Source organism: Adlercreutzia shanghongiae (genome assembly GCF_035830635.1).
GTDB classification, from domain to species: Bacteria; Actinomycetota; Coriobacteriia; order Coriobacteriales; family Eggerthellaceae; genus Adlercreutzia; species Adlercreutzia shanghongiae.
In genome coordinates this window covers 350,191-373,094 of sequence record NZ_JAYMFI010000003.1, presented here as the reverse complement: position 1 = coordinate 373,094, position 22,904 = coordinate 350,191, and the positions used below count along the sequence as shown (strand labels likewise).

The window sequence follows — 22,904 nt, the reverse complement described above, 5'->3', positions numbered from 1 at the left end:
CTACACCCCCAGCTGCTGCCGCAAAGCCACCTGCAGCGTCTGGGAAAAGTTTATCCCGTGCTCGGCCGCCAGGGCATTGAGCCATGCGGGCAGGGTAACCGTGCGATTGACAGCCTTTGTCGATTGCGCCTGGCGAACCGAGGGCATATAAGCGTCAACGAGCACCGTCTTCTCTCCCGCCGCAAGGCACAGCTCGTTCAGCGGCGTCGGCTGCGGGATGCACTCGCCTTCTTCCTCCAGCCCGAACATGACGCATCCAAGCAATTCGCGGGCCGAGAGAAGCGCATCGTCCTCGTTCGCGCCGCTTGTTGCTACATCCAAGTCGGGAAAGACCACGGCAATATCCTCGCCCTCTGCGTATGAGAACACTGCGGGATAAAAATAGCGCTCGGGCTTTTTCACCATCATCACCTTCCTTCTCCGACCTAAGAAAACTCAAGGCCGGCCTGGTGCCCTATGGACTCAAGGGTTTTGCGAGGGATATCCTTGACAGGATGCTTGACCGTCACGCGCCCCTTCTTTTCGGAATGCTTGAATTGATGGTGACTTCCTACCACTGCAACCTCAAACCATCCGTCCGACTTGAGCAATTGAATTACTTCCCTTGAAGAATACCCCTTCATGCTTTCATCGCCCCTCTACAGTAACAAATATTTTTATATTCGTAAACTAGAGAGACTTCGCCAGAAAGCCCCTCTCGTATCGAAGAAGCGGCTGTCCTCTGGAAGAGTTAGGCGAACCAACCTAAACATTTGTTCTATTATAGTACAAATGTTCTTTTTGCGCGAGAGTTTTTGTTGACTTTTTCCATCATCCTCGCCTACACTGGGCGGACATTGGAATCGACCAAGGCTGGGTGTTTTGATGGCCGGAATGCTGGCGCTGTAACAGAACCCTCTCAGAGCTGAGAGCACGGTTGCCCATCGCGGGCAACTTCTTGTTGCGCCGTTTTGCAACCTGAAATCGCTGGCGCAACCCCTTCCGCAACCGCACCCTGAAGATGTCCGTGCACGCGCGCGACGCATCTGCACCCTTGAAGGAGATTTCCATGACCGAACAATTCCCCCCTGTCCCTACCGATAACGCCGTCGAGCGTCCCGCCGGCGTCGGCCCCGCAACGCCCGAGATCGCGCCCGCACCTGCGCCCGCAACGCCCGAGATCGCGCCCGCACCTGCGTCCGAGCCCGCGCCCGCATCCGAGCCCGCGGCCACGTTGAGCGCCGCCGGCCTGCCGCTGCCGAAAAACTGGCTCGCCATCATCGCGTTCATCTGGGCCGGCCAAGCCGTTTCCATGATCACGAGCTACGCCGCCGGCTACGCGGTGGTGTGGTACGTGACCGAGTCCACCGGAAGCGCCCTGGCGTTGGCCGTCATGAACATCGCCGTCATGCTGCCCATCGGCCTCATCTCGCCGTTCGGAGGCGTGGTGGCCGACAAGCACAACCGCAAGCTCATCATGATTGCCGCCGACGGAGCCGTGGGCATAATCTCGCTCGTGGCGGCCCTGCTCATCCTAGCCGGCGACGTGTCCATTCCGCTGCTTCTCGCCGTCTGCGTGGCCCGCGCGGTGGGCCAGGCCTTCCACAGCCCGGCCATGATGGCGGCCATGCCCATGCTCGTGCCCGACAAGCACCTTCTGCGCATCAACACCTTAGACCAGCTGCTGGCGTCGGTCGCCTCCATCGGCGCGCCGGCCTTCGGCATCTTCCTGTACACCACCCTCGGGTTCTCGTCGGTGATGTTCCTCGATTTCGCCGGCGCCTGCGTGGCCATTCTGGGCCTGACCCTAGCGAAGATCCCCACTGTGGTGGACGCCTCCGCGGAAACGCAGCACGTGCTGGCAAACCTGGCGGACGGCTGGCGCGCCATCGCGAAGACGCGCGGGCTGGTGCTGCTGATTGCCGGCGTGACGGTGGGCATGATGATCTTCGGGCCGCTTTCGGCGGTGTGCCCGCTTATGACCTACGACTATTTCGGCGGCGACGGCTACGCGGCCTCCATCGTCGAAGGGGCCTTCGGCGTGGGCATGCTCGTGGGATCGGGCATCCTCATCGCCTGGGGCGGCGGCAAGCGCCTGGCGGGGCTCATCGCCGTGGCAGCCGTCATCGTGGGCGCGACTACGGCGGCCTGCGGGCTTCTGCCGTCCAGCGCCTTCCCGGCCTTCGTCGGGCTGATGGCCCTGATGGCCGTGGCCTGCGCCTGGTTCAACGGGCCCACCATGACGCTCACCCAGCGCAACGTGCCCGACGACAAGATGGGCCGCGCCATGGGCCTGCTCACCGCCGCCATGGGGCTTGCCACGCCCGTAGGCGTGGCCATCGGCGGCGTGCTGGCCGAGGTCATCGGTATCGCACCGTTCTTCCTGGTAGACGGGCTGGCCTGCCTGGCGCTCGGCCTCGTGCTGTACCTGCCCAAGTCGGTACGCGCCCTGGACGAGGGATAAGCACGGAAAGCCCGACGCCCTACTTCCTGGCAGCCCACGATTCGCGAACCTGCACTCTTTGAGTGCATGTTTTGCCAAAAATCGCACTCAATGAGTGCGTATATGGTACAATTTCCGCACTGAATGAGTGCATTTTGAAGGGTTTGTCATGGAACGCCTCTACGAAACAATGTATCGCCTGCTCGAGAACACAGCAAGCGACTTCCACCGATATGTCTACGACCGCATAAACTGGGACAACCGTATGCTCGGCGTGGTCGGCCCCCGAGGCGTCGGCAAGACCACGCTCTTCCTGCAACGCATCAAGCACGCGGATCAGGCCGAGCAGGCCCTCTTCGCTTCGGCAGACAACTTGTACTTCTCGGACCATACCCTCTTCGATACGGCCGAGGCCTTCAGCAAAAGCGGCGGCACCTTCCTCTACCTCGACGAGATTCACAAGTACGAGGGATGGTCCCGCGAGCTGAAGGCCATCTACGACTCGTTTCCCGACATGCACGTGTATTTCACCGGCTCGTCGATTCTCGATATCGAGCGCGGCGAAGCGGACCTCAGCCGCCGGGCACCGAAGTACCACCTCCAGGGCCTCTCGTTCCGGGAGTTCCTCGCCATGCGCCACGGCATAGAAGCGCCCACTTTCTCACTCGAGGACATCCTCGAAAACCGCGCCTCCATCCCCGGCGTCAGCCACCCGCTTCCCTACTTCAGGGAGTACCTCATCAGCGGCTATTACCCCTTCGGCCAGGACCCGGACTTCCCCATCGAGCTCGCGCAGGTTATCAACCGCACGCTCGAGGTCGACATCCCCCAGTTCGCGAATATGAACGCCTCGACCGGTCGCAAGCTGCGCAAGCTGATGGCCCTCGTCAGCACGCTCGCCCCCTTCAAGCCCAACATGACGAAACTGGCCGCCCAGATTGGAGCCAGCCGCAACAACCTCGAGGACTACCTTATGCTCATCGAGAAGGCCGGCATGATCGCCCAGCTGCGCGAGTCCTCGACGAGCATCAACGGCCTGGGGAAGGTCGAGAAGGCCTATCTGGATAACGCGAATATTCTTTACAACCTCAGCGATGGAACGCCCGATATCGGCACCGTTCGCGAGACGTTCTTCTTCAACCAAATGCGCGTCAACCAGCACGTCTTCAGCTCGCCGATATCCGACTTCCAAATCGACGGCGCCACCTTCGAAGTAGGCGGCAGGAGCAAGGGCGCGAAGCAGCTCCGCGACGCAGCGCGCGGCTTCATTGTGAAGGACGACATCGAATACGGCCACGGAAACGTCATCCCCCTGTGGGCCTTCGGGCTGAATTACTGAGACCGCTTTGCCATCAAGCTCCTAAAGGATCCGCGCCAGCAACGTCCAGCGCGCCAAATCCGATCCCGGGAGCTTGACAAGCGCCTGGCCCGGCTCGTCAAGCAGACCAGGCAAGGGAAGATGTAGGGCGACTGGGGCGACTTCGGGCGCCTCCTGTAGCGCCGAGGGGCGTGTCGAAGAACTGCAAGTTGGTCGAAAGGTGCAAGGCGACGTGGAAATTCGAACAGTGACCGAGGACAAGAAGCGGTTTCTCCCGCTGCTGCTTCTGGCTGACGAGCAGGAAGACATGATAGACCGCTACCTGGAAAGCGGGACTATGTACGTCCTTGACGACGGCGGAGTGAAAGCGGTGTGCGTGACAACCGACGAAGGGAGCGGCGTTCTCGAGATCAAGAACATCGCCACCGTGCCTGAGCATCAGGGCGAAGGATACGGGAAGGCCCTCATAGAATTCGTCGCGGAAAAGCACCGGGAAAGCTATTCCATTCTGCAGGTCGGAACAGGCGATAGCCCGGCCACCGTGCCCTTCTACGAGAAATGCGGGTTCGTTCGCAGTCACAGGGTCAAGGACTTCTTCACGGAAAACTACGACCATCCGATCATCGAATGCGGCGTCCAGCTAAAGGACATGGTCTACTTGCGAAGACCCCTGCAGTAGGCGCATGTGCACGTCTCTCGATGACGGCTCCTCAGCCAACGTGCAGCCAGTTTTTCGCAACGGATTCGGTCCCCTAAAGAACACATTCCAGCTGGCAATCGAACGGCTCATCCTCAACATGCTTTTGGCTATAGACTTCTGCTTCGACGCAACCCATCGACTTGTAAAAAGCTTGGGTCTCGGCGGCCGAGTGCGCAGATATGTAGAGCTTCCCAGCCCCTCTCTCCCTGGCCCACTTGCCGTTCTCTTTGCGCCAACACTTCGTGACGACTTGGTGGCGAATAAAATCGTTGAACAGCTCCCTGTTGATCTCCTCTGATTGCAAAGCTTTGTATTCCACCATTATTCTCCTCGCTACATTGATAAGATCGCCGGCCCCCTTGACCAGAGCTTCATTTTGCTAACACCAGGTCAACGCCAATTGTAAAGCACCTTTGACACCGTAAACAAATTCAAAGGGCCCGATGTAAAGCCATCTTGGTGGTATTTTCGAACGGCGAATGGAAACCTCGTCTCATGAAAGGAGACACCGATGGAGTTGCCAGAGCAGCTGAAAGCCAACCGCGAACGGCTCGGTCTTTCCCAGGAGGACGTCGCACATGAAATCTATGTGTCACGCCAGACGATGTCCAGCTGGGAAAACGGAAAGACCTATCCGGACGTGCAGAGCCTGCTTCTGCTCAGCCAGCTTTTCAGCGTCTCCATAGACGAACTCGTGAAAGGAGACGTGATTTCAATGAAGAACATGATAAGCAAGGACGCAGTGACGATGGAGCGAATGTCTATCGGTTCCGCTGCGCTCATCCTGATGGGAGTTGCCTGCATGGTTGGGCTCCACGCAGTTTGGCAAGACCCTACGCCAGTGCCGTACATGACGGCGGGGTCTTTGGCGGGTATCGCAGCCATGGTCGTCTGCTGGATTCCCTCGCTCATGCTCTCTTCGAAGATCGAGCGAATAAAGAAGAGCCACAACCTTGTGACCTACCGCGAGATTAGCGCTTTCATGGACGGAGAAGAGGCCCCGGAGGACAGCGACGCGCTTTCGAGGCGAAAGCCCGTGCTGTACTCTGCGGTACAAATCGCCTGTGGTGCCGGAGCCGGGCTGATCGTCGCGTTCGCATTAACTCTGCTCGTGAATGCATTGCGATAGCCCTCAACTTTTTGAGTGGCGCACTGCGACACCCTAGGCTCCTAGGGTGTCTCATTCGGACCAGCAACATCGAGCCCAGTTCAAAGACATTTTTTGCACACAGGCCAAAGCGCATTCTGTCTGCATACTGATTTCAAAACGGTACCACTTTCAATGCCGCCCACGGCAAACATACCCCAAGCACTACATAACTGGCTGCGCGGCTGCAGCGAGGGTTGCCAGGAACGGGAGGACGTTGACGACTGGCCAGAACACGAGCAAGAGGAGCCTATTTCGCTTCATTTCGCCTCTCTCTTGATTGTCTTATCGGCCCACATCTCTAACGTCTTAACCGTCGACGTTATCTTTTCCAGCTCTCGGCGTATTACCTCGAACTCCTCCAATTCATCATCAGTGACATCCCCATCGGCGGCAATCTCGATGAGCCTGTCCTTCATCTGGCTCGTGCTGTTGAGCGATGCTATCATCCGCAAAACGATTATCGGCAGCTCTGACTGCTCGGGCTGTTCGATATAAGGAACTTCCCCGTCTTTCCCGATCGGGCACTGCATCGCGCAATAGTAATTGCACAGAGAGGGCTCGTCGTAGACTTCCGCCATGATAAGCACCTCATCTGGCCTTATGGCGGCGCGATTCTTCTCAATCCGCTCAAGCCTGTTCTCGTCGATGCATTTCAGTTCAAGAGAGGCCTTTGCCCTGGTCCAATTCAACTTTTCGTGTCTGATTTGCTCGTATAGGCTCGAGTATTCCTTTTCCTTCTTTTCGGCCATCGCGAAAACCCTTCTTACTTTTCGCGAAAAATGAGGAAAACGACACCTGTTTTTCGCGAATCCTGCATGTATCCATTTTCCCCTTAAACGTCAGAATATGAAACATCGAAGCACCCGAACAAAGGAGATAACCATGGGACTGAGATTGACGAAGGCCGTGCGACAGCAGCTGCTGGACGACAACGACGGGTTCACCACCTCGACCTACTACGAGGGGAGGAACTTCCGAGAGCAGCGCGACTACAGCATCGAAGACGGCGAGCTCCACGTCAGGGCGCGCGGAAAGACGTCCTGGGCGGACAGTCGCTTCGACGACGAGTGGGTCGCCGACGACGCGGAAACGCACCGCTTCCTTTACAGGCACAAGGATGAGCTGATTTGAGAATTGAGGGGGATAGAAACATGAAAAGCACGATCAGCACCGAGCAGTATGTAAGCGACAACCTCGACCTGGACGGAGACTTCCGGAAGGTCAAAAAGACTAAGCTGCTTAACCTCGTCTCAGATCTGAGAAATATGCCATCGGAAACAGCGCGGCTAGTTACTGAGCAGTTCCCGGCAGCAGCAGGCAACGCAGCCGCATCGGTCAAGAGTTTGCTCGACAAAATCCCGGCATTTCTTGAGGATGAGTCGAAGACGCACGAGTCGATGATGGATATGCTGTCCGAGGACGACAAACGATGCTGGGAGCGGATCAACGACCCAAGCATCAGCGAAGATGAGCGGGAGAGGTGCTACCAGAGGCTTGAGGCGAACAAGAACCACGCACACACCGAATGCTCTGACAAGCGCAAGTTCAAGATCAATCTCTACGACCATTCTGGCGCGATTCTTCTTGCCGCAATTGGAGTTCCGCTAACCATTCTCGGAGTCAACTACATGAAGAAATAGCTCAAGCATATCTATCCCGGTAGCCCAGGGTCATTTCCCCTGGGCTACCCTTTCGTTTCTTAGTCAAGCTTTTGATTATGGCGCCGCACATCGAAACGCCCGATTCCTCGTAGCCGTCAACAGAAACCCGCAACCGTCCCCGCTATCGTGCCTCCCCGTTCGTCACAGGTATGCCGCCTGAGGATCCTACTCGCCTGATAGCCTCGACACATTTGCGCCGCGGGCTCGCCAGCTAACGCCCCCGCTTCTTCTCTTTGCGTTTTTCGGCACGCTGCTCAAAGCGGAGTCGCTTCTCTTCCTCGCGCTTCTGTTTGCGCTCCCGCGCCGACTTATGCTTCATCGCCTCACGCTGTTCCGCCAACGCGCTCTGTGCTTTCGTGCTTGCAGACGGTTGCTTGAGCGCCTTCGACACCTCCCTCTGCCGGCGCTTCGGGTTTTTCGCCGCAGGCTTTGCGTCGGCGTTCTGACTACCACCGAACGTCAGCGTATGCCATTTCTCAATAACGAAGCGGAGCACTTCCTCGTCAGATGGTTCCGCGCCAAATACAATGCGCACGGCGCCCATTTTTTTGTCCTCGATGTGCTCTACGATTCCCACCCAAAATTGGCCGTCATGAAATACGGTCAGGGTGGACGACACGCTGATCTGCATGGTTTGTTCCTCCTTTATGTAGATCCACCATGCAGAGAAGGGACAACCAAGGAGGCAGGTTACTGATGCGGCAGATGCGCCGCACGCCCACGACTACCCGACGGGGACTGTGTTTTCATCTCTGGTGAGCTGATTATACCGTACTCGTACAGCTTGACGCGCTGCGCCAAAGGACGTGACGGCGTGAAGGCGATACGCCATCGCTCAATATCGCCGCTCTATGGTACACTGACGCCATGAGAGTGCTGGATGAACATACCATTTCCTCGGCTGTCTGCGAGGTAATGCCTCGGTACGACATTATGGAGGCCTATCTGTTCGGCTCCTATGCACGCAAAGAGGCCGATGAGGACTCGGACGTCGACATCTGCATCGAGTGCGGCGACTCGTTCACGCTTTTCTCTCTCGGGGGCCTTGGCGTTGCTCTTGAAAAGGCACTTGGACGCTCCGTCGACGTTGTGTGCGGGTGCGATTCTTTCTACCCGCGTGCCCAGCAGCGTTATCTCAAAGACAGGAAGCTCCTTTATGCGAAATCCTGACGCGATTGAATGCCTCGAACTGATGCTCCCCCTTTGCGAAAGCGTGTCGGATCGCATTGAACGATATGGCATCACCGCAGAAAACATCGCCACCAACAATGATTATCTTGATCTCGTGCTGATGCCGATCTTCCAAATTGGCGAACTTGTTGGCGGTGGTGGCTATTACGACGCGCTGCAAGAGATGCACCCTGCTGAAATCTGGAGCCAGGCCTACGGATTGAGAAACCGCATCGCCCACGGATACGGCAAACTCAAACCGGAAATTATCTGGGTAACCGCCACGGAAAGCATCCCGGAGCTTGAGAGGCTTTGCCGCCAACTGCTGAGCGACGAGCAATAGCGCCCCCTACTCCCCCAGCGTCATTTGGAGGACGTAGACGCGTTGGCGCAGGGCATTCGCGATGGGCAGGGATATCTCGCCGTGCTCCTGCAGGTGGCGAATCTGGTCGAGCTCGATGGAGAGCGCGTCGGCGTCCACCTCGTCGGCATAGCGGGCGGCCTCGGCGAACTGCTTGCCGAACAGCGGCTCCATGCCCTCGGGCAGGCTCTCGTGGGGACCGACGGTGATGTCGGGGCGGTCGGCCTGCTTCACGTCCTGCCCGTAGTTGATGCGGTTCCACAGCGAGTTCAAGGCCATGCGATGCTCTTCCAGAAGCGCTGTGGCGGCCTTCTTGCGGCCGTCGTCCCGCGCGGCGATATCCTGCAGGTAGTCGATGGCGGCGTGTTCCAACTGAATGGCGAACAGGCAGGTGTCGTAGTAAATGCGCTCGTCCTGGTCGGTTTCCACCGTTCCCGGCCGCGTGCGCTGCCACAAGAGGGCCGCTCGGCCGCGCAGGCTGCCGAAGCGCGAACCCACATTCACGTCGGTGCCGTCGTAGCCGATGGAGCGGCGAATGCGGCGCAGCGTGGCGTAGTAGGGCGTGCTCACCCCCACGCTGAGGCCGGCCGCTTTCTGCAGCTCGTCGGCGCGCTTCTGCTGCACCTCGCGCACGGCCCGGGAAAGCTCCTCGAGCGATTTTCCGCAGCCGTCGCTTTGGGCCTCGCGCTCGTGGATGAGCCGAATGCGGTACTGGGCGATGGTCAGCCGCAGGGCCGGGTCGTACTGGGACGTGTCGTCGGCATCCAGCATGGCCTGCAGCTCGCGCAGCGTCCCCTCCAGCACGCGGATAGCGGCACGGCGCAGGTCGTCCTCGTTGGCAGCGCTTTCCGTTCGCGGCGCCAGGCGGGGCAAGAGTCCATCGGCCAGAAGCAACGTGCACAGCACGACACTCGCCGTGAGGAACACGATGAGGTCACGGTCGGGAAAAGGCGTGGCGCCGTCGGCCATGGTGAGCGGCAGCGTGAAAATGATAGAGAGGGTGACCGCGCCCTTCGGGCCGCCTACGGTGAGCGCCGCGGCGTTGCGCAGCAGGCTGCCCACGCGCTCGCGCCAATGGGGCCGCTTATGACGCAGGTGCGGCGTCGGGGAAGGCTGGTTGGTGTCGACGGTCTCGATCTTCGACGATCGCTGGCGCAGCTTCCGCCCGCGCCGGCGGCGCAGCGCGATGCGGTGGACCGCCTCCATGGCGAGTGCCCACGCAAAGCGACAGCCCATGATGAGCACCGTGACGAGCGCCACCACCCCCAGAAGGAACGGCAGCGAGAAGTTGTCGGCGATGGCGGGCGTGAAGGCCTGGGGCAGCTCCATGCCCAGCAGCGTGAACACCACGGAGTTGATGAGGAACACGATGATGCGCCAGAACCCGTTGGACACGAGCTGGCGCTGGGCCGCCGAAGCGGAGGTGAGCCTCTGCTGCCGCTCGGCCATGACGAGCCCCGCGGCCACCACAGCCAGAATGCCAGAGGTGCCGAGCCATTCCGCGAACAGGAACACGAAGAAGGGCGAGAACACCTCGTAGAGCACGTTGGTAGTGGTGCTCTCGTAGCCGCCGCGCCGCAGCAGGCGCACCAAGAGGCGCCCCGCCAAGCCGAGCGCCGCGCCCACGGCGATGCCACCGAAGAACAGCCGCAGGAACTCGCCTCCCGCATCAAGCGCCGAGAAGGTGCCCGTGAGCGCGGCGGCGCTGGCGAACTGGAAGGCCACCACGCCCGAGGCGTCGTTGATGAGCGACTCGCCCGAGAGCAGCGTGGACTGGCGCTTCTTCAGGCTCACCGACGAGGCGAGCGCGCCCACGGCCGCCGCGTCGGTGGGGGCCAGGGCGGCGGCGCAGGCGAAGGCGGCGGCCAGCGGAATGGAGGGCACGAACCAGTTCAGCACGAAGCCCACCACGAGCACGGTGACCAGCACGAGCCCCACAGCCAGCGACAGGATGGCGCCCTTGTTTTCCCACAGCTGCCGCGGGTCGGTGGAGCGGGCCTCGTCGAACAGCAGCGGCGCGATGAACAGCACCAGAAACAACTCGGAAGAGATGTGCACCTCGCGGACGCCGGGCACCACGAGCGCCACCGCGCAGCCCACGGCGATCTGCACGAGCGGCAACGACAGGCGCGGCGCCAGCTGGCACAGCGTGGCCGACCCGATCACGCAGGCCAGCACCACCAACGCGAATTCCAATGTCGCCACGAGCACCTCCCTTCCGCATACCGGCCGTCGCAAGTCTCGCTTTCCATGACGTTTTCCATTATGAATGGAACGTGCGCGCCGCCAAGGGGCCCCGCTTCTCTGTTGCGGCCCTGTCACGCCCCCGTCACAGCGGTCTTTCGCTATAATTCCCCCAACGGAAAAGCCGACGCAGACCCCCGAGGAGGTCCCCATGGATGAGAACGTTCGCCCCGAAGACATGGAGCGCATCACCACGCCCGAACTCGCCCAGGCATTTATCGACGAGCAGGTAGCCGCCATTCGCGAGCAGGTGGGCGACAAGAAGGTGCTGCTGGCGCTGTCCGGCGGTGTGGACTCCTCGGTGGTGGCCGCGCTGCTGATCCGCGCCATCGGGAAGAACCTCGTGTGCGTGCACGTGAACCACGGGCTTATGCGCAAGGGCGAGTCCGAGCAGGTCATCGACGTGTTCCAGAACCAGATGGACGCGAACCTGGTGTACGTGGACGCCACCGACCGCTTCCTGGACCTTTTGGCCGGCGTGGACGAGCCCGAGACCAAGCGCAAGATCATCGGCGGCGAGTTCATCCGCGTGTTCGAGGAAGAGGCCCGCAAGGTGGGCGACGAGGTAGACTTCCTCGGCCAGGGCACCATTTATCCCGACATTCTGGAGTCGAAGGACGGCGTGAAGGCACACCACAACGTGGGCGGCCTGCCGGAGGACCTGCAGTTCGGCCTGGTGGAGCCCGTGAAGCTGCTGTACAAGGACGAGGTGCGCGTCGTCGGCCGCGAGCTGGGTCTGCCCGAGAATATGGTGGAGCGCCAGCCCTTCCCCGGCCCGGGCTTGGGCGTGCGCTGCCTCGGCGCCATCACCCGCGACCGCCTGGAAGCGCTGCGCGAGGCCGACGCCATCGTGCGCGAGGAGATGGAAGCGGCGAACGTGGGCGCCTGGCAGTACTTCGCCGTGGTGCCCGACATGCGCGCCACCGGCGTGCGCGACGGCGAGCGCGCCTACGAGTGGCCGGCCATCATCCGCGCCATCAACACCGTGGACGTCATGACCGCCGAGGTGCCCGAGCTGGATTGGGCCCTGCTCAAGCGCATGACCGACCGCATCACCCACGAAGTCCCCGGCATCTGCCGCGTCTGCTACGACCTCACCCCGAAACCTGTTGGGACGGTGGAGTGGGAGTAGGATCCTCGCTATCTCGCGGTTAAGTTGTCGAAACCCGAAGCGCTCCCCGGCATCCGCCCAGGAGCGCTTCTTGCATCTTGGCCTTCTCGCTATCTGGCATCTTTCGCCATTCGCCAGCGCGACTGTCACAACCCCGAATATACGATGCCAGCATTCGCCTCTTGCACTTGCACCAGCCCAGGAATTCAACAAGACTACGTGAAGCTAATGTTTCCCTAATCATACACACTAACTTGATTAATGTGTATGATTACGTTAACATCTCGCCCATGGGTAATACTCTGTTTACATATGAAGAAGCGCTGGAGCAAACCGGCTCGAAGCACCTGCTGTCAAAAGCGGTGGCAGACGGATCCATCCACAAGTTGGATCGAGGCTTGTATTCCTCAGTCGCCCATCCCGACCCTCTCGCTGTTGCGCATATCCAATACCCCGAGGGCGTCATCACAATGGATAGCGCGCTGTATGAGTACGGACTGACCGACATCATGCCGGATGAGGTTCATATCGCAACGGCCAGAGAGGCAACCAGAATTGTGAAACCTGGCTATCGACAATACTTCATCGAAGGCAATCTCCTCAATCCGGGCGCAACCGAGGTAGAGAAGCCGGACGGGACCGTTCGCCTTTATGACAAGGAGCGCCTTCTTGTCGAGGTCATGCGCCGGCAAGCGTCGATTCCTCTCGATTACTACAAGGAGGTTATTGGCTCGTACAGGCGCATAGCCGAAGAATTGGACATCAGGCTCATCGAGGACTACATTGCCCTCTTCAAGAGAAATGACTTCATGTTCGATATATTGCAGAGAGAGGTGCTCTAGATGGCTAGTCTTGCGAGGATAAGAGACGCCTACATCGATGAGGGACTGTCGTACGCCCAAGCTGAAGCGCGCACCGCGCAAGATGCCATGCTCGATCTAATTGCAAAGTCCCAGATGGCGAGAAATGTCACCATCAAGGGTGGCGTGCTCATGCAACACATCTCGAAAAGCTCCAGGCGTGCGACCACAGACTTTGACCTCGACTTCGTACGGTACTCGATTACCGATGGCTCCATCAGGAAATTTTTCAAATCCTTAAGTGACGGATCCTCAGACTTCAGCATCTCCCTGACGGGCAAGATAGAGGAACTCAAGCATCAGGACTACAGCGGCAAGCGCGTTCATGCTCGCATAACTGACGCTGAGGGAGCCACTATCATCACGAAAGTGGACATCGGCGTCCACACGCTCCTGTCTCCCGAGGCGCAGGATATCTGCTTCGACCTCGGCAAGCTGGACGAGTCGGTGACGTTGCTCGGGGATAGCGACGAGCAGGTTGTCGCAGAGAAGCTACGGTCGCTCTTGAGAATTGGAGCCGCTTCCACTAGATATAAGGACGTGTTCGACATCTACTATCTGCTCATCATCAAAGGGGTGCGCAAGGAGGCCCTGAGCCGAGCGCTCCATGCCCTCGTGATAGACGATGCCGCCATGCGCGAGGCTAGCTATGGGCAGATTGCAGCCAGGCTCAAGAGCGTCTTTGGGAACCGTAGGTTCAGCAACCAATTAATGCGAGCGAAGAACGATTGGCTTGGGGTGCCCCATGAAAAAGCGACGTCTGCCATTGTACGGTATTTCGAGCAGGAGGCTAAGAATCTGAAGGGCTGACCCCTTGGAAGTCTCGCGTCAAAACCTTTCCAAATATGGGAAGGTTTTGCCATGGGCAAATATGTCATCTACTATCGTAATAAAGTCGAGACAGAATCTATGACGACCGTTTTCTTGAGAAACAGAGGACGCAATGGAATTCGGGCTCTCCTGGGTGAGCGTTATCTTCCTCTTGATGCTCTTCGTAGCCCAGGTATAGCCATCATGCTAGACGAACAGGCCCTTCAGTATTTCTGCGAACTCTTCTACGAGCGGGTTCGTTCTGCTTTTCAGCCAGAATGCGTAGTAACTTTGGGACGCTTGCTTGCCCGTTGCGTCTACCAGCGGGATACGCTTTACGATGGCGCCCGAAGCCCCCTCGCTCTGGCGCATCTCAATCGGCATGAACCCGTGATTCCCCGCCACCAGCATACGGCCCTCCTCGCGCGAGCCGACGAAACGGAATTCGCAATCGAAATTGAGGTGGTCGCGATAGTAGGTGCGCTCCACCTCCGCCATCTCAGGGGCGGCGATCAGTATGGCGCATCTGCCCTTAAGCTCCCTTACCGAGACGGCATCGCGCTCGGACAAGGGGTCGATCTCAGATATTTCCACATATCCGAAGCCCGTCATGAGGTGCAGGTTCACGAAATCGCCCGAGAGCTCGCGGCGCCGATCGTTGAACACGAGATCCGCCTCGCCGCTTACCACCATGCGATAGAGCTCGTCGTGACTGCCGCCCACAGCGTTGATTTCGATACCGGGATGGCGCGCGGCAAACGCGGCCACGGCCGCCTGCACCTCCCAGCCGTCGTAGCGGTTGAGGTATCCCACAGTAAGGCTCGTGGCATAGCCGTTGGCAACGCCCTCCACCTCGAAGCGCAGATCGTCGAGCTGCGAGAGGATGTCAGAGCCCTTCCGATACAGGACCTGCCCGGCGGGGGTAATCACAAAGCCGCGCCCCTTGCGTTCGAGCAATCGAACACCAAGCTCCGATTCCAACGATTTCACCTGCTGGGAGATGGCCGACTGCGAGACGAAATGATCCTCCGCCGCGCGCGTGAAGCTGCCGCGCTCGCAGACCGCGCAGAAGTATTCGAGCTGGCGCAACAGCATGGAGCCCCCTTCAGCAATACATAAGCGTTGCTAATGCAATAGAGAAGATATTGGAATTGTTCATTAGCAATTCGCTTTCTATTATAGGAGTATCCACCGGAAACATCACAGTTCAATGAAAGGAAACGCCATGGAAAACGCCAACACGTGGCTCATCACCGGCGTCAGCTCCGGTTTCGGAAACGAGATGACCCGCCAGCTGCTGAAAGCGGGCAAGACGGTCATCGGCACCGTGCGCTCCACCGACAAGGTGGCCGAGCTCATCGAGCGCTACCCCGACACCTTCGATTGCGTCATCCTGGATGTGACCGACGTGGCCGCCGTGCACTCGGTCGTCAACGCGGCCTTCGACCGCCACGGCGTCATCGACGTCGTCGTGAGCAACGCGGGCTACGGCCTGTTCGGCGCGGCCGAGGAGCTCTCCGACGCCGACATCGACAAGATCATCGCCACCGACCTCACCGGGTCCATCCAGGTCATCCGCACGGCGCTGCCGCACCTGCGCGCGCAGGGCCGCGGCCGCATCATCCAGGTGTCCAGCTACGGCGGCCAGGTGGCCTTCGCCGCGAACAGCCTGTACCACGCCTGCAAGTTCGGCATCGAGGGCTTCTGCGAGTCGGTGGCCGAGGAGGTGGCGAAATTCGGCATCGGCGTCACCATCGTAGAGCCGGGCGGCGCGCGCACCGAGTTCCGCTACGGTAGCGCGCATGTGGCCGACCTCATGCCCGAGTACGACCACGTGCACGGCTTCCTGAACATGCTCGACCCCTCCAAGGGGCTGGCCGCCGGCGACCCGGCGAAGATGGCGGCCCGCATGATCGAGTCCGTGGACACAGAACCGGCGCCGCTGCGCCAGGTCTACGGCAGCCAGGCGCTGCGCGACACCATCGCACGCCTCGAGGAGCGCCTGGACGACTACCGGACGCAGACCGAGCTCGCCGCCTCCACCGACATCCCGGAGGGCGAATAACCATGGCGTACCAGGCTCGCATAACGGAAGCCGCCCGCGCCTTTCACGAGAAGATGTTCCCGGGCTACGAGAGCGACTTTTTGCGCACCGACCCCGAGTTCATCGAGCGCTTCGACAACTTCGCCTTCGACGAGGTGGTCAGGCAGGTGGAACTGGACGATACGACCCGTTATCTAGGATGGCTGGCCACGCTTCTGGGCTGCCAGGGCATCGACGAGTACCATGCCATCTTGCCGGCGGCCCTTCGCAACGGCGTCACGCCCGTTCAGGCCAAGGAGGTGGTCTACCAGGCCGTGGCCTATCTGGGCATCGGGCGCGTGTTCCCGTTCCTGAAGGCGACCAACGAGATCCTGGAGGCCGAGGGCGCGTCGCTTCCCCTGCCCGAGCAGGCGACCACCGCACCCGAGCGCGAAAGCCGCATGACCGCGGGCGAGCAGGCGCAGGCCGACATCTTCGGCGAGGGCATGCGCGGCTACAGGGACAAGGGGAATCCCGACTACCCCTGGATCAACGAGTGGCTCGTGGGCAACTGCTTCGGCGACTGGTACACCCGCGGCGGCCTCGACCTCAAGCAGCGCGAGCTGATCACGTTCTGCTTCATCGTCGCCCAGGGCGGCTGCGACGCCCAGGCGAAGGCCCATGCGGCGGCCAACATCTCGGTCGGCAATTCGAAGGAGCTGCTCATCCGCGTCATCTCCAGCAACCTGCCCTTCATCGGCTACCCGCGAACGCTCAACGCGCTTTCGGCCATTCCGCTGTAGATCGCCGACGCTCACGCCGACGACGTGCCCGCGCACGACCCAGCTTCCCCGCGCAAAGCCCGCGCACGGACAGGTTCATCGCGGCGGCAGCAAGCGAACAGCTCGGCTTGTTGCCGCCGCCAAAAGAAAGAATCGCACTCAGGCCACCTGGTGCCTGCTGAAGCTCCGGGCGGCGAGCAGCGACCCCGCGGCAAACAGCAATGCATACAGCACGCAAGCCATGACGGGAAGCTCGATGACAGCCGGCCCGATGGCGTAGGACACCAAATCGAAGAGGTTGTACGGATTCAGGGCGTTGTAGGGAAACAGGAACAGCACGTGGTTCGCAACGTTGTTGTAAAGGTTCGGCACGAACGCCGGGATTATGACGATCGCCACGCCGACGGCCAGGATGCCCATGGAGGAGCGTACGCGCGACGAGAGCGCAAGCGTCAATCCTAAGAGTCCGAGCATGGCAAGGTACCCCACGAGGCAGCACGCGAGCGACGCCCCCAGAAGGGTCAGGTTGTACGTATAGGCCAGGTTGATAATCTGCAGATGAAGCCCCGCGCCGTCGGCGCCGAAGAAGGCCAGCGGCACGACGAGCAGAAGAAGCGCCGCAAGCCAGTAGAGAGCACTCGAGACAATGAGGGCGGCCAGCACCTTGGCGCAGCCGAGCCGCGTTTTCCCGAACTTCGTCGAGAGGAGCACGGCGTCGGTTTTCTCCCGATACTCGACGTTGAACACCGGGGCGCACACGATCACCACGGCAAGAAGCGCGAACACGAGGAATTGAACCAGATCGAGAAAGTCCATCCACCCGCCCGCGTACCCGTATTCCACGGGCACCGAGACGCCGCCTTCCTTGTCTTCCCAAAAGCTCTTCTCGGCCTCAGTGTAGGTGAACGCGCCGCCCGCAGCCCCCAGCTGGGAGGCGATCTTCGCGCGAATCCGCCCGTAGAGATCGACCGTTGCGGAATCGTCGATGGTGGCCGCAACCGATGCGGGCATCTGGTAGCCGACCATCCAGGGGCGAACCAGCAAGGACAGGTACGCACCGTGGGTCGCGTGGAACCTCCAATACTCTTCCGCTTTGTCGCCCGGGATGTCGCGGTCGTACCGATACTCGTCCCTTATCTCGCCCTCATCGTCTATAAACGACTTGTACGCGCGCAAGACCTCGGTCGCCCTCTCGTCGGTGATAGGCCCGGCAAGCGCCTCGGCATCCGCCCTTATCTGGGCGATGGCCGCCGCGCCCTCGTACTCCTCGCCCACCCTGTCGGGATTCAACGTGTACTGAGAGACGATATTGAACCCCAGGACAACGCACAGCATGGCGAGAATGAAGACGAGGGACGCCCGCACAACCCGCCTGGAACATATCTTCTTTATCTCGAATCGAATCAGGCTACCCATGGTACGCTCCCCTCTCGCCGGAGGCATCGCCGGATTGCTCGCTGAACAGGTGCAGGTACACATCCTCCAGGGTGGGCTCCACGAGGCGGGCCTGAGGATGGGGGCGCGTGTCCGACACCAGCCGTACCACCGCCATGCCGCCTCGGTCGTAATGCAGGTTGCCCACATTCATGGACGCGGCCATGGCGCTTGCCTCCTGCGGGGTCACGCCGCATTCCCAGACGGTTCCGCGAATATCGGCAACAATTTGCGCAACCGTGCCCGTCATCACGATGGATCCAGCGCGCATCATGAGAATCTCGTCGGCGATGTACTCCACATCGGAGACGATATGCGTGGAGAGAATAACGATTTTATCCTGCGCGAAAGAGGAGATGATGTTGCGAAAGCGCACACGCTCCTTGGGATCCAGGCCGGCAGTGGGCTCGTCCAGCACGAGCACCTTCGGGTCGTTGATGACCGCCTGGGCAATGCCGAGGCGCTGCTTCATGCCGCCTGAGTAGGTGCGAATCTTGCGCTTGGACACGTCCGCCAGCCCTACCATGTCGAGAAGATCCATCGACCGCCGCTTCGCCATGCGCCCGTCGATCCCCTTGAGGGCGGAAAGGTACAGCATGAAGTCGAGGGCGGTGAAATCCGGATAGTACCCGAAGTCCTGGGGAAGATAGCCGAGAAGCGCCCGGTAGTCCGCCCCGAGTCGCTCGATGGGGCCTCCATTCCAGATTACGCTTCCCGAGGTGGGCTTCAGCACGTCGCATATCATGCGCATGAGCGTGGTCTTCCCCGCGCCATTGGCTCCCAGGAGCCCGTAGACTCCCGGAGAGAAGGCCGCGCTCACCCGGTCGACCGCAATGGCGGCGCCGAACTGCTTGGTGAGCCGGTCGAGTTTGAGTTCCATGAATATATTCCTTCCTTCTTTCGAAAACGACAGCGCCGCTGAATCGCGGCGCACCTCACAGCCGCACGGGAGCAGGCTGCGGGGAAGCGCCGTCTTGCGCCACCTGGAGGACGAGCCTTCTCGCCTCGTGGACGGCCAGGGCAAGAGCCGCAGCCAGGGCCAAAACCCACACTGCCATGGACATCTCGGCGTACCAATGCGGCACGATGGCACCGGCCCCCCATAGTGCCGCTAGGGCGCAGGCCGCCGCCACAGCACAGGCCTTAACGCAGCGCCCGCGCATCATGCGCGACAGGTGGAAGCAGATGGCGCAGAAAGCGAAGAACGGCGTCGCGGCGTAGAGAAAGATCCTGAACGGCTCCTCCCCGGCCAGCGTCGGAACCAGCCAGACCGCCGCCGACATCCAAAGCACGTCGGCAAGCCCGAAAAGGACGAGCCTGCTTGCGAGCACCTGCGCGGAATCATGACGGCACGACGCCTCCAACTCCGCGACATCGTGCTCGAAGCTCTTGAACACGGACGGCACGGCGAAGGCCACAGAAAGGACCGCCGAGGCCATCACGACCAGCATGCTGGACGAGCTCCCGTGAAGGATGCCCGTGACCGCCAGCATCCCGGCGAGCAGCGCAACCTGCATCGCCCAGGCAACCGGGCTGACGAAGCGGAGCTGCCCGACGACGAAACGCCAGAACAGAGCCCCGTCCACCGACATACCCGACGACCACCGGGCGGCCTCGCCCCGAACCATGGCCGCGACGCGGGCCTTCTCCGCCTCGTCAACAGGTGCGGCGGTTCTCTTGTAGTGGGCTCGCAGGCTCTCCTTCAGCGCGACGTTCCTATCAATCATCTTCCATCATCTCCCTGAGTTTTTCGAGGGCACGACGCTCGATACGACGAAGCGCGAACCGCGATTTGCCCACAACCGCAGCGATATCCGCCACTTTGAGGTCTTGCCCGTAGCGCAACTCCAGCACCTCGCGCTCGTCCGCGGGCAGGCGCGACAATGCGTCCGCTAGGAGCAGGTCCTCGTGCATGCCGTTCTGCGCAGGGTCGGGAATGCGCTCTGCATCGGCATCGCTCAGCGTGCTGACCGGTCTCGCACGCCTCATGATGTCGATGCATACGTTCCTCGCGCAGGTGTAGAGGTAGGCAAGCGGCTTTTCCCGGGAGTCGTAGGCAGCACGGGACTTCGCCAGGCGCAGAAACACCTCCTGCGTGGCGTCTTTAGCGTCCTCCGCCGAGGGCAGGCGCCGGGCGCAATAGCGGAAAATCTCGTCATAGTGCTCCTCTGCGAACCGCGCCAGCCGATCTGGATTCGACAGAAGGGCACGCCCGCACTCATCCGCGTCCATGGACTTGCTCTGCTTCAACCGCTTTCTCACCTCCTACAGCGTTTAACGTCGGCGCGCCCGAAAATGTGCGCACCAATTTAAAACGAGCATTCCTGCGGCCCGCGAATCCGAAACTGCTTTTGCAGCTCATATATCGCGCTCGATTTTTCGTATCTCATTCCCGTGTGAACATTTTCGTAGGATACAATCCAAAAAACGATCTTACGGGAACACCCCCAGGCAGTAGGCGATAGAGTGCGATTCGAATTCGAAGGGTCGCAGATCTTTGGCAGTGTTTTTGTCGTTGACGCGAGAGGTGGCGGAGTTTGGTTCGGCGTCTGCTCGAGTTGCGATGTGAAAGCCGACGAGGGGACGCTTTACAAGCACATTCCCCTCAATGAGGTTGAACTTGCGCCAGCGGAAGGGCAGTGAAGCCGCTTCCTCCCACCCCATGCCTGCGCAATGTAACTGCGGACAGCAAGGTCATCCCGAACGCTCGCGACTACCCCTCCAGCGCGAGCAGGAGCCCCGCGAGCAGCAGGCCGATCGCGGCACCGCCGAAAAGCTTCACTACAACGCCGAGCGCCGGGTGCTTGCGGGCGAGGCCTTCCACATCTGGCTCGCCAACGACCCCGCTCTTGAGGAACCGATCGATCTCGCGATAGGTAACGATGTCGTGCTTCTTCTTCAGGCGGTCCACCGCGACGGCCATGGCGAACCCGATGGCGTAGAGCACGATAAACGCGGCCGCCCCCGCGATGTTCCCCTTGCTCATGCGCGCGAACCCCGACGGCTCTTGCCACGCAAGCGAGAAGCCGAGCAGGAAGAGGAAGGCCAGCCCCGAGAAGGCCAGCATCCCGACTGACAGCAACCGCATCTTGCGCGAGTCCTCCGCGATGGCGCGCTGCATGACGACCACATCTCCTCTCACGAGCTCGTCGATGGAGACGCCGAACAGCTGGCTGAGCAGCAGCAGGCTCTGCACGTCCGGGTAGGTCTTGTCGTTCTCCCAATTCGAAATGGTCTGGCGCGACACGAATATCGCCTTCGAGACCTCGTCCTGGGAAAGCCCGCGCTCTTCCCGCTTGGCCTTCAACTGCCGAGCCAGTTCCATCGATCCCTTCCTTTCGATTGCCCGTTGGCGCGTCGCGCCGCTTGTACGCACCGAAATGATACCCCACAAGGCTTGCAAAACGATGCGGACACAGCTGTCAAAAGTCTTTTGCAAGGCCGCTGAACAGGCATTTTGTAAGGATGAACCGTTTGCGGGCCTTGAGGAGAATTGGCAGAATACTAGCCGCCGACGCAAATCCGAGTGAAAGGAACGAAGCAGTTATGGCCCGCGAAGAGAAGGTTTGGGAATATGTGCTGAATGCCGGCTTCACGCCCCTGGAGGACCGGTGCATCATCGTCAAGGGGGCGGCGGGAGATCTCAGCGATAAGATCGTCCGCTTTTTCGAGACATGGGATGTGGCGGTTCTTCAGATGTGCGAGAACGAGCTCATCCTGCTTCCGTTCGGGTCCTTTTGGGGAACGTTGGAACGGGACGTCTCGCTCGTGGTGCCGTATGCGGACATTGAATCCGTGAAACTGACCGATGACTTGCTTAACGTGGTCATCGACATCGAGACGAGCACCGGCGGCGTGCGTCTCACCACCCAGCAGAAGGGGCTGAGCGATCTACGGCTGTCCGGCATATACGCCTCGCAGTACGCCGGCGGCTACAAGAACTGGCACGCCGAGAACGTGGAGGGAACCCTGCAAGCCCTCAGCGAGCTTGGCCGCGAGCCGTCGTGCGAGTAAGACATCTTCACCTCATCAGGAGGCCTCTCGGCACTCCCCCAAAAAACGCAACAGACTCCCTGGCCGAACGAGACCACACTCGTTCGGCCAGGGACTATCCTCGACAAATACCGACCATATGTCGGGAAAAGATGGCGAGGATAAGATTCAGCGCCCTTGCCCTCGGATCGTCAGATGCGGGCATTCTGCCCCTTCTTTAGTTATATCAGCAAGCATCGCCTTGATGGAAGTGATATCGTCCTCGGCAAGGCGACCAATGCGCCCCGCATCGCCCAGATAACCAGCGGGGATTTCAGCAATGCGGTCGAGCCGAGCGATGGAGGGCTTAGCAAGGCCTGCTGCCTCCCATTCTTGTATAAGATAATCATGCTCCAGAGAGAGCTTGTTAGTCGCGCTCGTCACCATCGCCACAAGCGTTCCATCGGGACGCATCGCCAATACGATGACCGGGCGAAACTTATATCCGCGACCTTCGGAAAAGTCGAAGCGCGCGTGCCAGACCTCCCACGGTTGAGGCTCTTTGTCATTCATCGCCGTCGTCCCATTCCGCCGGCAGCACAGCGACACCTTCCGCATTCAAAGGAGCTCTGTATGCCACCGAAGCGATGGCGTCATACGACGGCGCCTGCGGACGCAAATCGAACGGCAGACCACCAACCTCAATCGACTTGATGAGGAACGTGTTAATCGCGTCATTGAGACTGAGGCCCCACCGAGCGTACACCTCAGTCGCATCTCGTTTCACCTCATCAGACGTGCGCGTCTTAATCTCCGCACGCCTTGCCACTGCAGCCGTTGCCATAGGGCACCTCCTTCTATTAGTACCCATATTGTACCCTATTAG

28 protein-coding genes are annotated in these 22,904 nt (G+C 60.3%); 14 read left to right on the top strand and 14 right to left on the bottom strand.

From position 1 onward, the window contains the following. Together VJ923_RS03695 and VJ923_RS03690 are read right to left on the bottom strand one after the other, a co-directional pair. Entirely contained in the window at window positions 1-408 is a 408-nt protein-coding gene (locus tag VJ923_RS03695; protein ID WP_326438659.1) for a type II toxin-antitoxin system HicB family antitoxin, read from the bottom strand. A 17-nt stretch (window positions 409-425) separates the two neighbouring features. Then, window positions 426-623, bottom strand: a complete 198-nt coding sequence (locus tag VJ923_RS03690; RefSeq protein ID WP_326438657.1) for a type II toxin-antitoxin system HicA family toxin — start codon at window positions 621-623, stop codon at window positions 426-428. Window positions 624-1,048: 425 nt separating this feature from the next. Here VJ923_RS03690 and VJ923_RS03685 point away from each other — a divergent pair, with 425 nt between their 5' ends. The 3 genes from VJ923_RS03685 (at window position 1,049) to VJ923_RS03675 (ending at window position 4,419) form a co-directional block, all read left to right on the top strand. Beyond that, window positions 1,049-2,443 carry an MFS transporter gene (locus VJ923_RS03685; protein ID WP_326438655.1) on the top strand — a complete coding sequence of 465 codons (1,395 nt, stop codon included), beginning with the start codon at window positions 1,049-1,051 and terminating at the stop codon, window positions 2,441-2,443. Between the two features lie 148 nt (window positions 2,444-2,591). Beyond that, complete coding sequence (locus VJ923_RS03680) at window positions 2,592-3,761, top strand: ATP-binding protein (protein WP_326438654.1); 1,170 nt, start codon at window positions 2,592-2,594, stop codon at window positions 3,759-3,761. 211 nt (window positions 3,762-3,972) lie between these two features. After that, window positions 3,973-4,419, top strand: a complete 447-nt coding sequence (locus tag VJ923_RS03675) for a GNAT family N-acetyltransferase (RefSeq protein ID WP_326438652.1) — start codon at window positions 3,973-3,975, stop codon at window positions 4,417-4,419. Window positions 4,420-4,492: 73 nt separating this feature from the next. Here the strand turns inward: VJ923_RS03675 and VJ923_RS03670 are convergent, their stop codons facing one another. Then, the gene (locus VJ923_RS03670) at window positions 4,493-4,762 is read right to left on the bottom strand and encodes a hypothetical protein (RefSeq protein ID WP_326438650.1); all 270 of its coding nucleotides are present in this window, start codon (window positions 4,760-4,762) and stop codon (window positions 4,493-4,495) included. A 189-nt stretch (window positions 4,763-4,951) separates the two neighbouring features. Between VJ923_RS03670 and VJ923_RS03665 the strand changes: the two genes are divergently transcribed. Then, entirely contained in the window at window positions 4,952-5,569 is a 618-nt protein-coding gene (locus VJ923_RS03665; RefSeq protein WP_326438648.1) for a helix-turn-helix transcriptional regulator, read from the top strand. Window positions 5,570-5,847: 278 nt separating this feature from the next. Here VJ923_RS03665 and VJ923_RS03660 read toward each other — a convergent pair whose 3' ends face one another. Then, window positions 5,848-6,339 (bottom strand): hypothetical protein, encoded by a 492-nt coding sequence (locus tag VJ923_RS03660; RefSeq protein WP_326438646.1) that lies wholly within the window; start codon window positions 6,337-6,339, stop codon window positions 5,848-5,850. 133 nt (window positions 6,340-6,472) lie between these two features. Between VJ923_RS03660 and VJ923_RS03655 the strand changes: the two genes are divergently transcribed. Continuing rightward, window positions 6,473-6,721 (top strand): hypothetical protein, encoded by a 249-nt coding sequence (locus tag VJ923_RS03655; protein WP_326438644.1) that lies wholly within the window; start codon window positions 6,473-6,475, stop codon window positions 6,719-6,721. Window positions 6,722-6,741: 20 nt separating this feature from the next. Continuing rightward, on the top strand, window positions 6,742-7,230 hold the full coding sequence (locus VJ923_RS03650; protein ID WP_326438642.1) for a hypothetical protein: 489 nt from the start codon (window positions 6,742-6,744) through the stop codon (window positions 7,228-7,230). A gap of 232 nt (window positions 7,231-7,462) precedes the next feature. Here the strand turns inward: VJ923_RS03650 and VJ923_RS03645 are convergent, their stop codons facing one another. Then, the gene (locus tag VJ923_RS03645; RefSeq protein WP_326438640.1) at window positions 7,463-7,882 is read right to left on the bottom strand and encodes a YjdF family protein; all 420 of its coding nucleotides are present in this window, start codon (window positions 7,880-7,882) and stop codon (window positions 7,463-7,465) included. 236 nt (window positions 7,883-8,118) lie between these two features. On the opposite strand from VJ923_RS03645, the gene VJ923_RS03640 reads away from it, so the two are divergent. Together VJ923_RS03640 and VJ923_RS03635 are read left to right on the top strand one after the other, a co-directional pair. Next, the gene (locus VJ923_RS03640; RefSeq protein ID WP_326438638.1) at window positions 8,119-8,421 is read left to right on the top strand and encodes a nucleotidyltransferase family protein; all 303 of its coding nucleotides are present in this window, start codon (window positions 8,119-8,121) and stop codon (window positions 8,419-8,421) included. After that, complete coding sequence (locus VJ923_RS03635; protein ID WP_326438636.1) at window positions 8,408-8,764, top strand: HepT-like ribonuclease domain-containing protein; 357 nt, start codon at window positions 8,408-8,410, stop codon at window positions 8,762-8,764. Before VJ923_RS03640 ends, VJ923_RS03635 begins: the two co-directional genes overlap by 14 nt. A gap of 6 nt (window positions 8,765-8,770) precedes the next feature. Here VJ923_RS03635 and VJ923_RS03630 read toward each other — a convergent pair whose 3' ends face one another. After that, on the bottom strand, window positions 8,771-10,987 hold the full coding sequence (locus tag VJ923_RS03630; RefSeq protein ID WP_326438634.1) for a cation:proton antiporter: 2,217 nt from the start codon (window positions 10,985-10,987) through the stop codon (window positions 8,771-8,773). 190 nt (window positions 10,988-11,177) lie between these two features. Between VJ923_RS03630 and guaA the strand changes: the two genes are divergently transcribed. The 3 genes from guaA (at window position 11,178) to VJ923_RS03615 (ending at window position 13,807) form a co-directional block, all read left to right on the top strand. Beyond that, window positions 11,178-12,158, top strand: a complete 981-nt coding sequence (gene guaA / locus VJ923_RS03625) for a glutamine-hydrolyzing GMP synthase (RefSeq protein ID WP_326438632.1) — start codon at window positions 11,178-11,180, stop codon at window positions 12,156-12,158. A 269-nt stretch (window positions 12,159-12,427) separates the two neighbouring features. Continuing rightward, entirely contained in the window at window positions 12,428-12,979 is a 552-nt protein-coding gene (locus tag VJ923_RS03620) for a type IV toxin-antitoxin system AbiEi family antitoxin domain-containing protein (protein ID WP_326438630.1), read from the top strand. Beyond that, window positions 12,980-13,807 carry a nucleotidyl transferase AbiEii/AbiGii toxin family protein gene (locus tag VJ923_RS03615; RefSeq protein WP_326438628.1) on the top strand — a complete coding sequence of 276 codons (828 nt, stop codon included), beginning with the start codon at window positions 12,980-12,982 and terminating at the stop codon, window positions 13,805-13,807. A 207-nt stretch (window positions 13,808-14,014) separates the two neighbouring features. Here the strand turns inward: VJ923_RS03615 and VJ923_RS03610 are convergent, their stop codons facing one another. After that, window positions 14,015-14,902, bottom strand: a complete 888-nt coding sequence (locus VJ923_RS03610; RefSeq protein WP_326438626.1) for a LysR family transcriptional regulator — start codon at window positions 14,900-14,902, stop codon at window positions 14,015-14,017. Between the two features lie 130 nt (window positions 14,903-15,032). Here VJ923_RS03610 and VJ923_RS03605 point away from each other — a divergent pair, with 130 nt between their 5' ends. Beyond that, window positions 15,033-15,872, top strand: a complete 840-nt coding sequence (locus VJ923_RS03605; protein WP_326438624.1) for an SDR family oxidoreductase — start codon at window positions 15,033-15,035, stop codon at window positions 15,870-15,872. Between the two features lie 2 nt (window positions 15,873-15,874). Beyond that, window positions 15,875-16,633: a carboxymuconolactone decarboxylase family protein gene (locus tag VJ923_RS03600; protein ID WP_326438622.1), complete on the top strand. Its 759-nt coding sequence runs from the start codon at window positions 15,875-15,877 to the stop codon at window positions 16,631-16,633. Window positions 16,634-16,771: 138 nt separating this feature from the next. Here the strand turns inward: VJ923_RS03600 and VJ923_RS03595 are convergent, their stop codons facing one another. The 5 genes from VJ923_RS03595 to VJ923_RS03575 form a co-directional block, all read right to left on the bottom strand. Then, window positions 16,772-18,028 carry an ABC transporter permease gene (locus VJ923_RS03595; RefSeq protein ID WP_326438620.1) on the bottom strand — a complete coding sequence of 419 codons (1,257 nt, stop codon included), beginning with the start codon at window positions 18,026-18,028 and terminating at the stop codon, window positions 16,772-16,774. Continuing rightward, window positions 18,021-18,926, bottom strand: coding sequence for an ABC transporter ATP-binding protein (locus tag VJ923_RS03590; RefSeq protein ID WP_326438618.1), 906 nt, complete (start codon window positions 18,924-18,926; stop codon window positions 18,021-18,023). Before VJ923_RS03590 ends, VJ923_RS03595 begins: the two co-directional genes overlap by 8 nt. Before the next feature lie 55 nt (window positions 18,927-18,981). Next, window positions 18,982-19,773, bottom strand: a complete 792-nt coding sequence (locus VJ923_RS03585) for a hypothetical protein (protein ID WP_326438616.1) — start codon at window positions 19,771-19,773, stop codon at window positions 18,982-18,984. Then, on the bottom strand, window positions 19,766-20,308 hold the full coding sequence (locus VJ923_RS03580; RefSeq protein WP_326438614.1) for an RNA polymerase sigma factor: 543 nt from the start codon (window positions 20,306-20,308) through the stop codon (window positions 19,766-19,768). Before VJ923_RS03580 ends, VJ923_RS03585 begins: the two co-directional genes overlap by 8 nt. A 451-nt stretch (window positions 20,309-20,759) precedes the next feature. After that, window positions 20,760-21,371, bottom strand: a complete 612-nt coding sequence (locus VJ923_RS03575) for a helix-turn-helix transcriptional regulator (protein ID WP_326438612.1) — start codon at window positions 21,369-21,371, stop codon at window positions 20,760-20,762. Between the two features lie 221 nt (window positions 21,372-21,592). Here VJ923_RS03575 and VJ923_RS03570 point away from each other — a divergent pair, with 221 nt between their 5' ends. Continuing rightward, complete coding sequence (locus VJ923_RS03570; RefSeq protein WP_326438610.1) at window positions 21,593-22,060, top strand: hypothetical protein; 468 nt, start codon at window positions 21,593-21,595, stop codon at window positions 22,058-22,060. Window positions 22,061-22,207: 147 nt separating this feature from the next. Here the strand turns inward: VJ923_RS03570 and VJ923_RS03565 are convergent, their stop codons facing one another. Both VJ923_RS03565 and VJ923_RS03560 read right to left on the bottom strand, forming a co-directional pair. Further along, entirely contained in the window at window positions 22,208-22,591 is a 384-nt protein-coding gene (locus VJ923_RS03565) for a type II toxin-antitoxin system PemK/MazF family toxin (RefSeq protein ID WP_326438608.1), read from the bottom strand. Next, window positions 22,584-22,862 (bottom strand): type II toxin-antitoxin system RelB/DinJ family antitoxin, encoded by a 279-nt coding sequence (locus VJ923_RS03560; RefSeq protein WP_326438606.1) that lies wholly within the window; start codon window positions 22,860-22,862, stop codon window positions 22,584-22,586. The genes VJ923_RS03565 and VJ923_RS03560 overlap by 8 nt, the downstream gene beginning before the upstream one ends. Window positions 22,863-22,904 lie beyond the last annotated feature (42 nt).

Excerpts from the sequence above, each read along its gene's own strand:
- VJ923_RS03695 (WP_326438659.1), bottom strand. The coding sequence starts at position 408 with ATGATGGTGAAAAAGCCCGAGCGCTATTTTTATCCCGCAGTGTTCTCA.
- guaA (WP_326438632.1), top strand. The coding sequence starts at position 11,178 with ATGGATGAGAACGTTCGCCCCGAAGACATGGAGCGCATCACCACGCCC.
- VJ923_RS03600 (WP_326438622.1), top strand. The coding sequence starts at position 15,875 with ATGGCGTACCAGGCTCGCATAACGGAAGCCGCCCGCGCCTTTCACGAG.
- VJ923_RS03575 (WP_326438612.1), bottom strand. The coding sequence starts at position 21,371 with ATGGAACTGGCTCGGCAGTTGAAGGCCAAGCGGGAAGAGCGCGGGCTT.
- VJ923_RS03660 (WP_326438646.1), bottom strand. The coding sequence starts at position 6,339 with ATGGCCGAAAAGAAGGAAAAGGAATACTCGAGCCTATACGAGCAAATC.
- VJ923_RS03640 (WP_326438638.1), top strand. The coding sequence starts at position 8,119 with ATGAGAGTGCTGGATGAACATACCATTTCCTCGGCTGTCTGCGAGGTA.
- VJ923_RS03635 (WP_326438636.1), top strand. The coding sequence starts at position 8,408 with ATGCGAAATCCTGACGCGATTGAATGCCTCGAACTGATGCTCCCCCTT.
- VJ923_RS03560 (WP_326438606.1), bottom strand. The coding sequence starts at position 22,862 with ATGGCAACGGCTGCAGTGGCAAGGCGTGCGGAGATTAAGACGCGCACG.
- VJ923_RS03565 (WP_326438608.1), bottom strand. The coding sequence starts at position 22,591 with ATGAATGACAAAGAGCCTCAACCGTGGGAGGTCTGGCACGCGCGCTTC.
- VJ923_RS03665 (WP_326438648.1), top strand. The coding sequence starts at position 4,952 with ATGGAGTTGCCAGAGCAGCTGAAAGCCAACCGCGAACGGCTCGGTCTT.
- VJ923_RS03620 (WP_326438630.1), top strand. The coding sequence starts at position 12,428 with ATGGGTAATACTCTGTTTACATATGAAGAAGCGCTGGAGCAAACCGGC.
- VJ923_RS03615 (WP_326438628.1), top strand. The coding sequence starts at position 12,980 with ATGGCTAGTCTTGCGAGGATAAGAGACGCCTACATCGATGAGGGACTG.
- VJ923_RS03690 (WP_326438657.1), bottom strand. The coding sequence starts at position 623 with ATGAAGGGGTATTCTTCAAGGGAAGTAATTCAATTGCTCAAGTCGGAC.
- VJ923_RS03610 (WP_326438626.1), bottom strand. The coding sequence starts at position 14,902 with ATGCTGTTGCGCCAGCTCGAATACTTCTGCGCGGTCTGCGAGCGCGGC.
- VJ923_RS03650 (WP_326438642.1), top strand. The coding sequence starts at position 6,742 with ATGAAAAGCACGATCAGCACCGAGCAGTATGTAAGCGACAACCTCGAC.
- VJ923_RS03670 (WP_326438650.1), bottom strand. The coding sequence starts at position 4,762 with ATGGTGGAATACAAAGCTTTGCAATCAGAGGAGATCAACAGGGAGCTG.
- VJ923_RS03585 (WP_326438616.1), bottom strand. The coding sequence starts at position 19,773 with ATGATTGATAGGAACGTCGCGCTGAAGGAGAGCCTGCGAGCCCACTAC.
- VJ923_RS03595 (WP_326438620.1), bottom strand. The coding sequence starts at position 18,028 with ATGGGTAGCCTGATTCGATTCGAGATAAAGAAGATATGTTCCAGGCGG.
- VJ923_RS03590 (WP_326438618.1), bottom strand. The coding sequence starts at position 18,926 with ATGGAACTCAAACTCGACCGGCTCACCAAGCAGTTCGGCGCCGCCATT.
- VJ923_RS03685 (WP_326438655.1), top strand. The coding sequence starts at position 1,049 with ATGACCGAACAATTCCCCCCTGTCCCTACCGATAACGCCGTCGAGCGT.
- VJ923_RS03570 (WP_326438610.1), top strand. The coding sequence starts at position 21,593 with ATGGCCCGCGAAGAGAAGGTTTGGGAATATGTGCTGAATGCCGGCTTC.
- VJ923_RS03680 (WP_326438654.1), top strand. The coding sequence starts at position 2,592 with ATGGAACGCCTCTACGAAACAATGTATCGCCTGCTCGAGAACACAGCA.
- VJ923_RS03605 (WP_326438624.1), top strand. The coding sequence starts at position 15,033 with ATGGAAAACGCCAACACGTGGCTCATCACCGGCGTCAGCTCCGGTTTC.
- VJ923_RS03645 (WP_326438640.1), bottom strand. The coding sequence starts at position 7,882 with ATGCAGATCAGCGTGTCGTCCACCCTGACCGTATTTCATGACGGCCAA.
- VJ923_RS03655 (WP_326438644.1), top strand. The coding sequence starts at position 6,473 with ATGGGACTGAGATTGACGAAGGCCGTGCGACAGCAGCTGCTGGACGAC.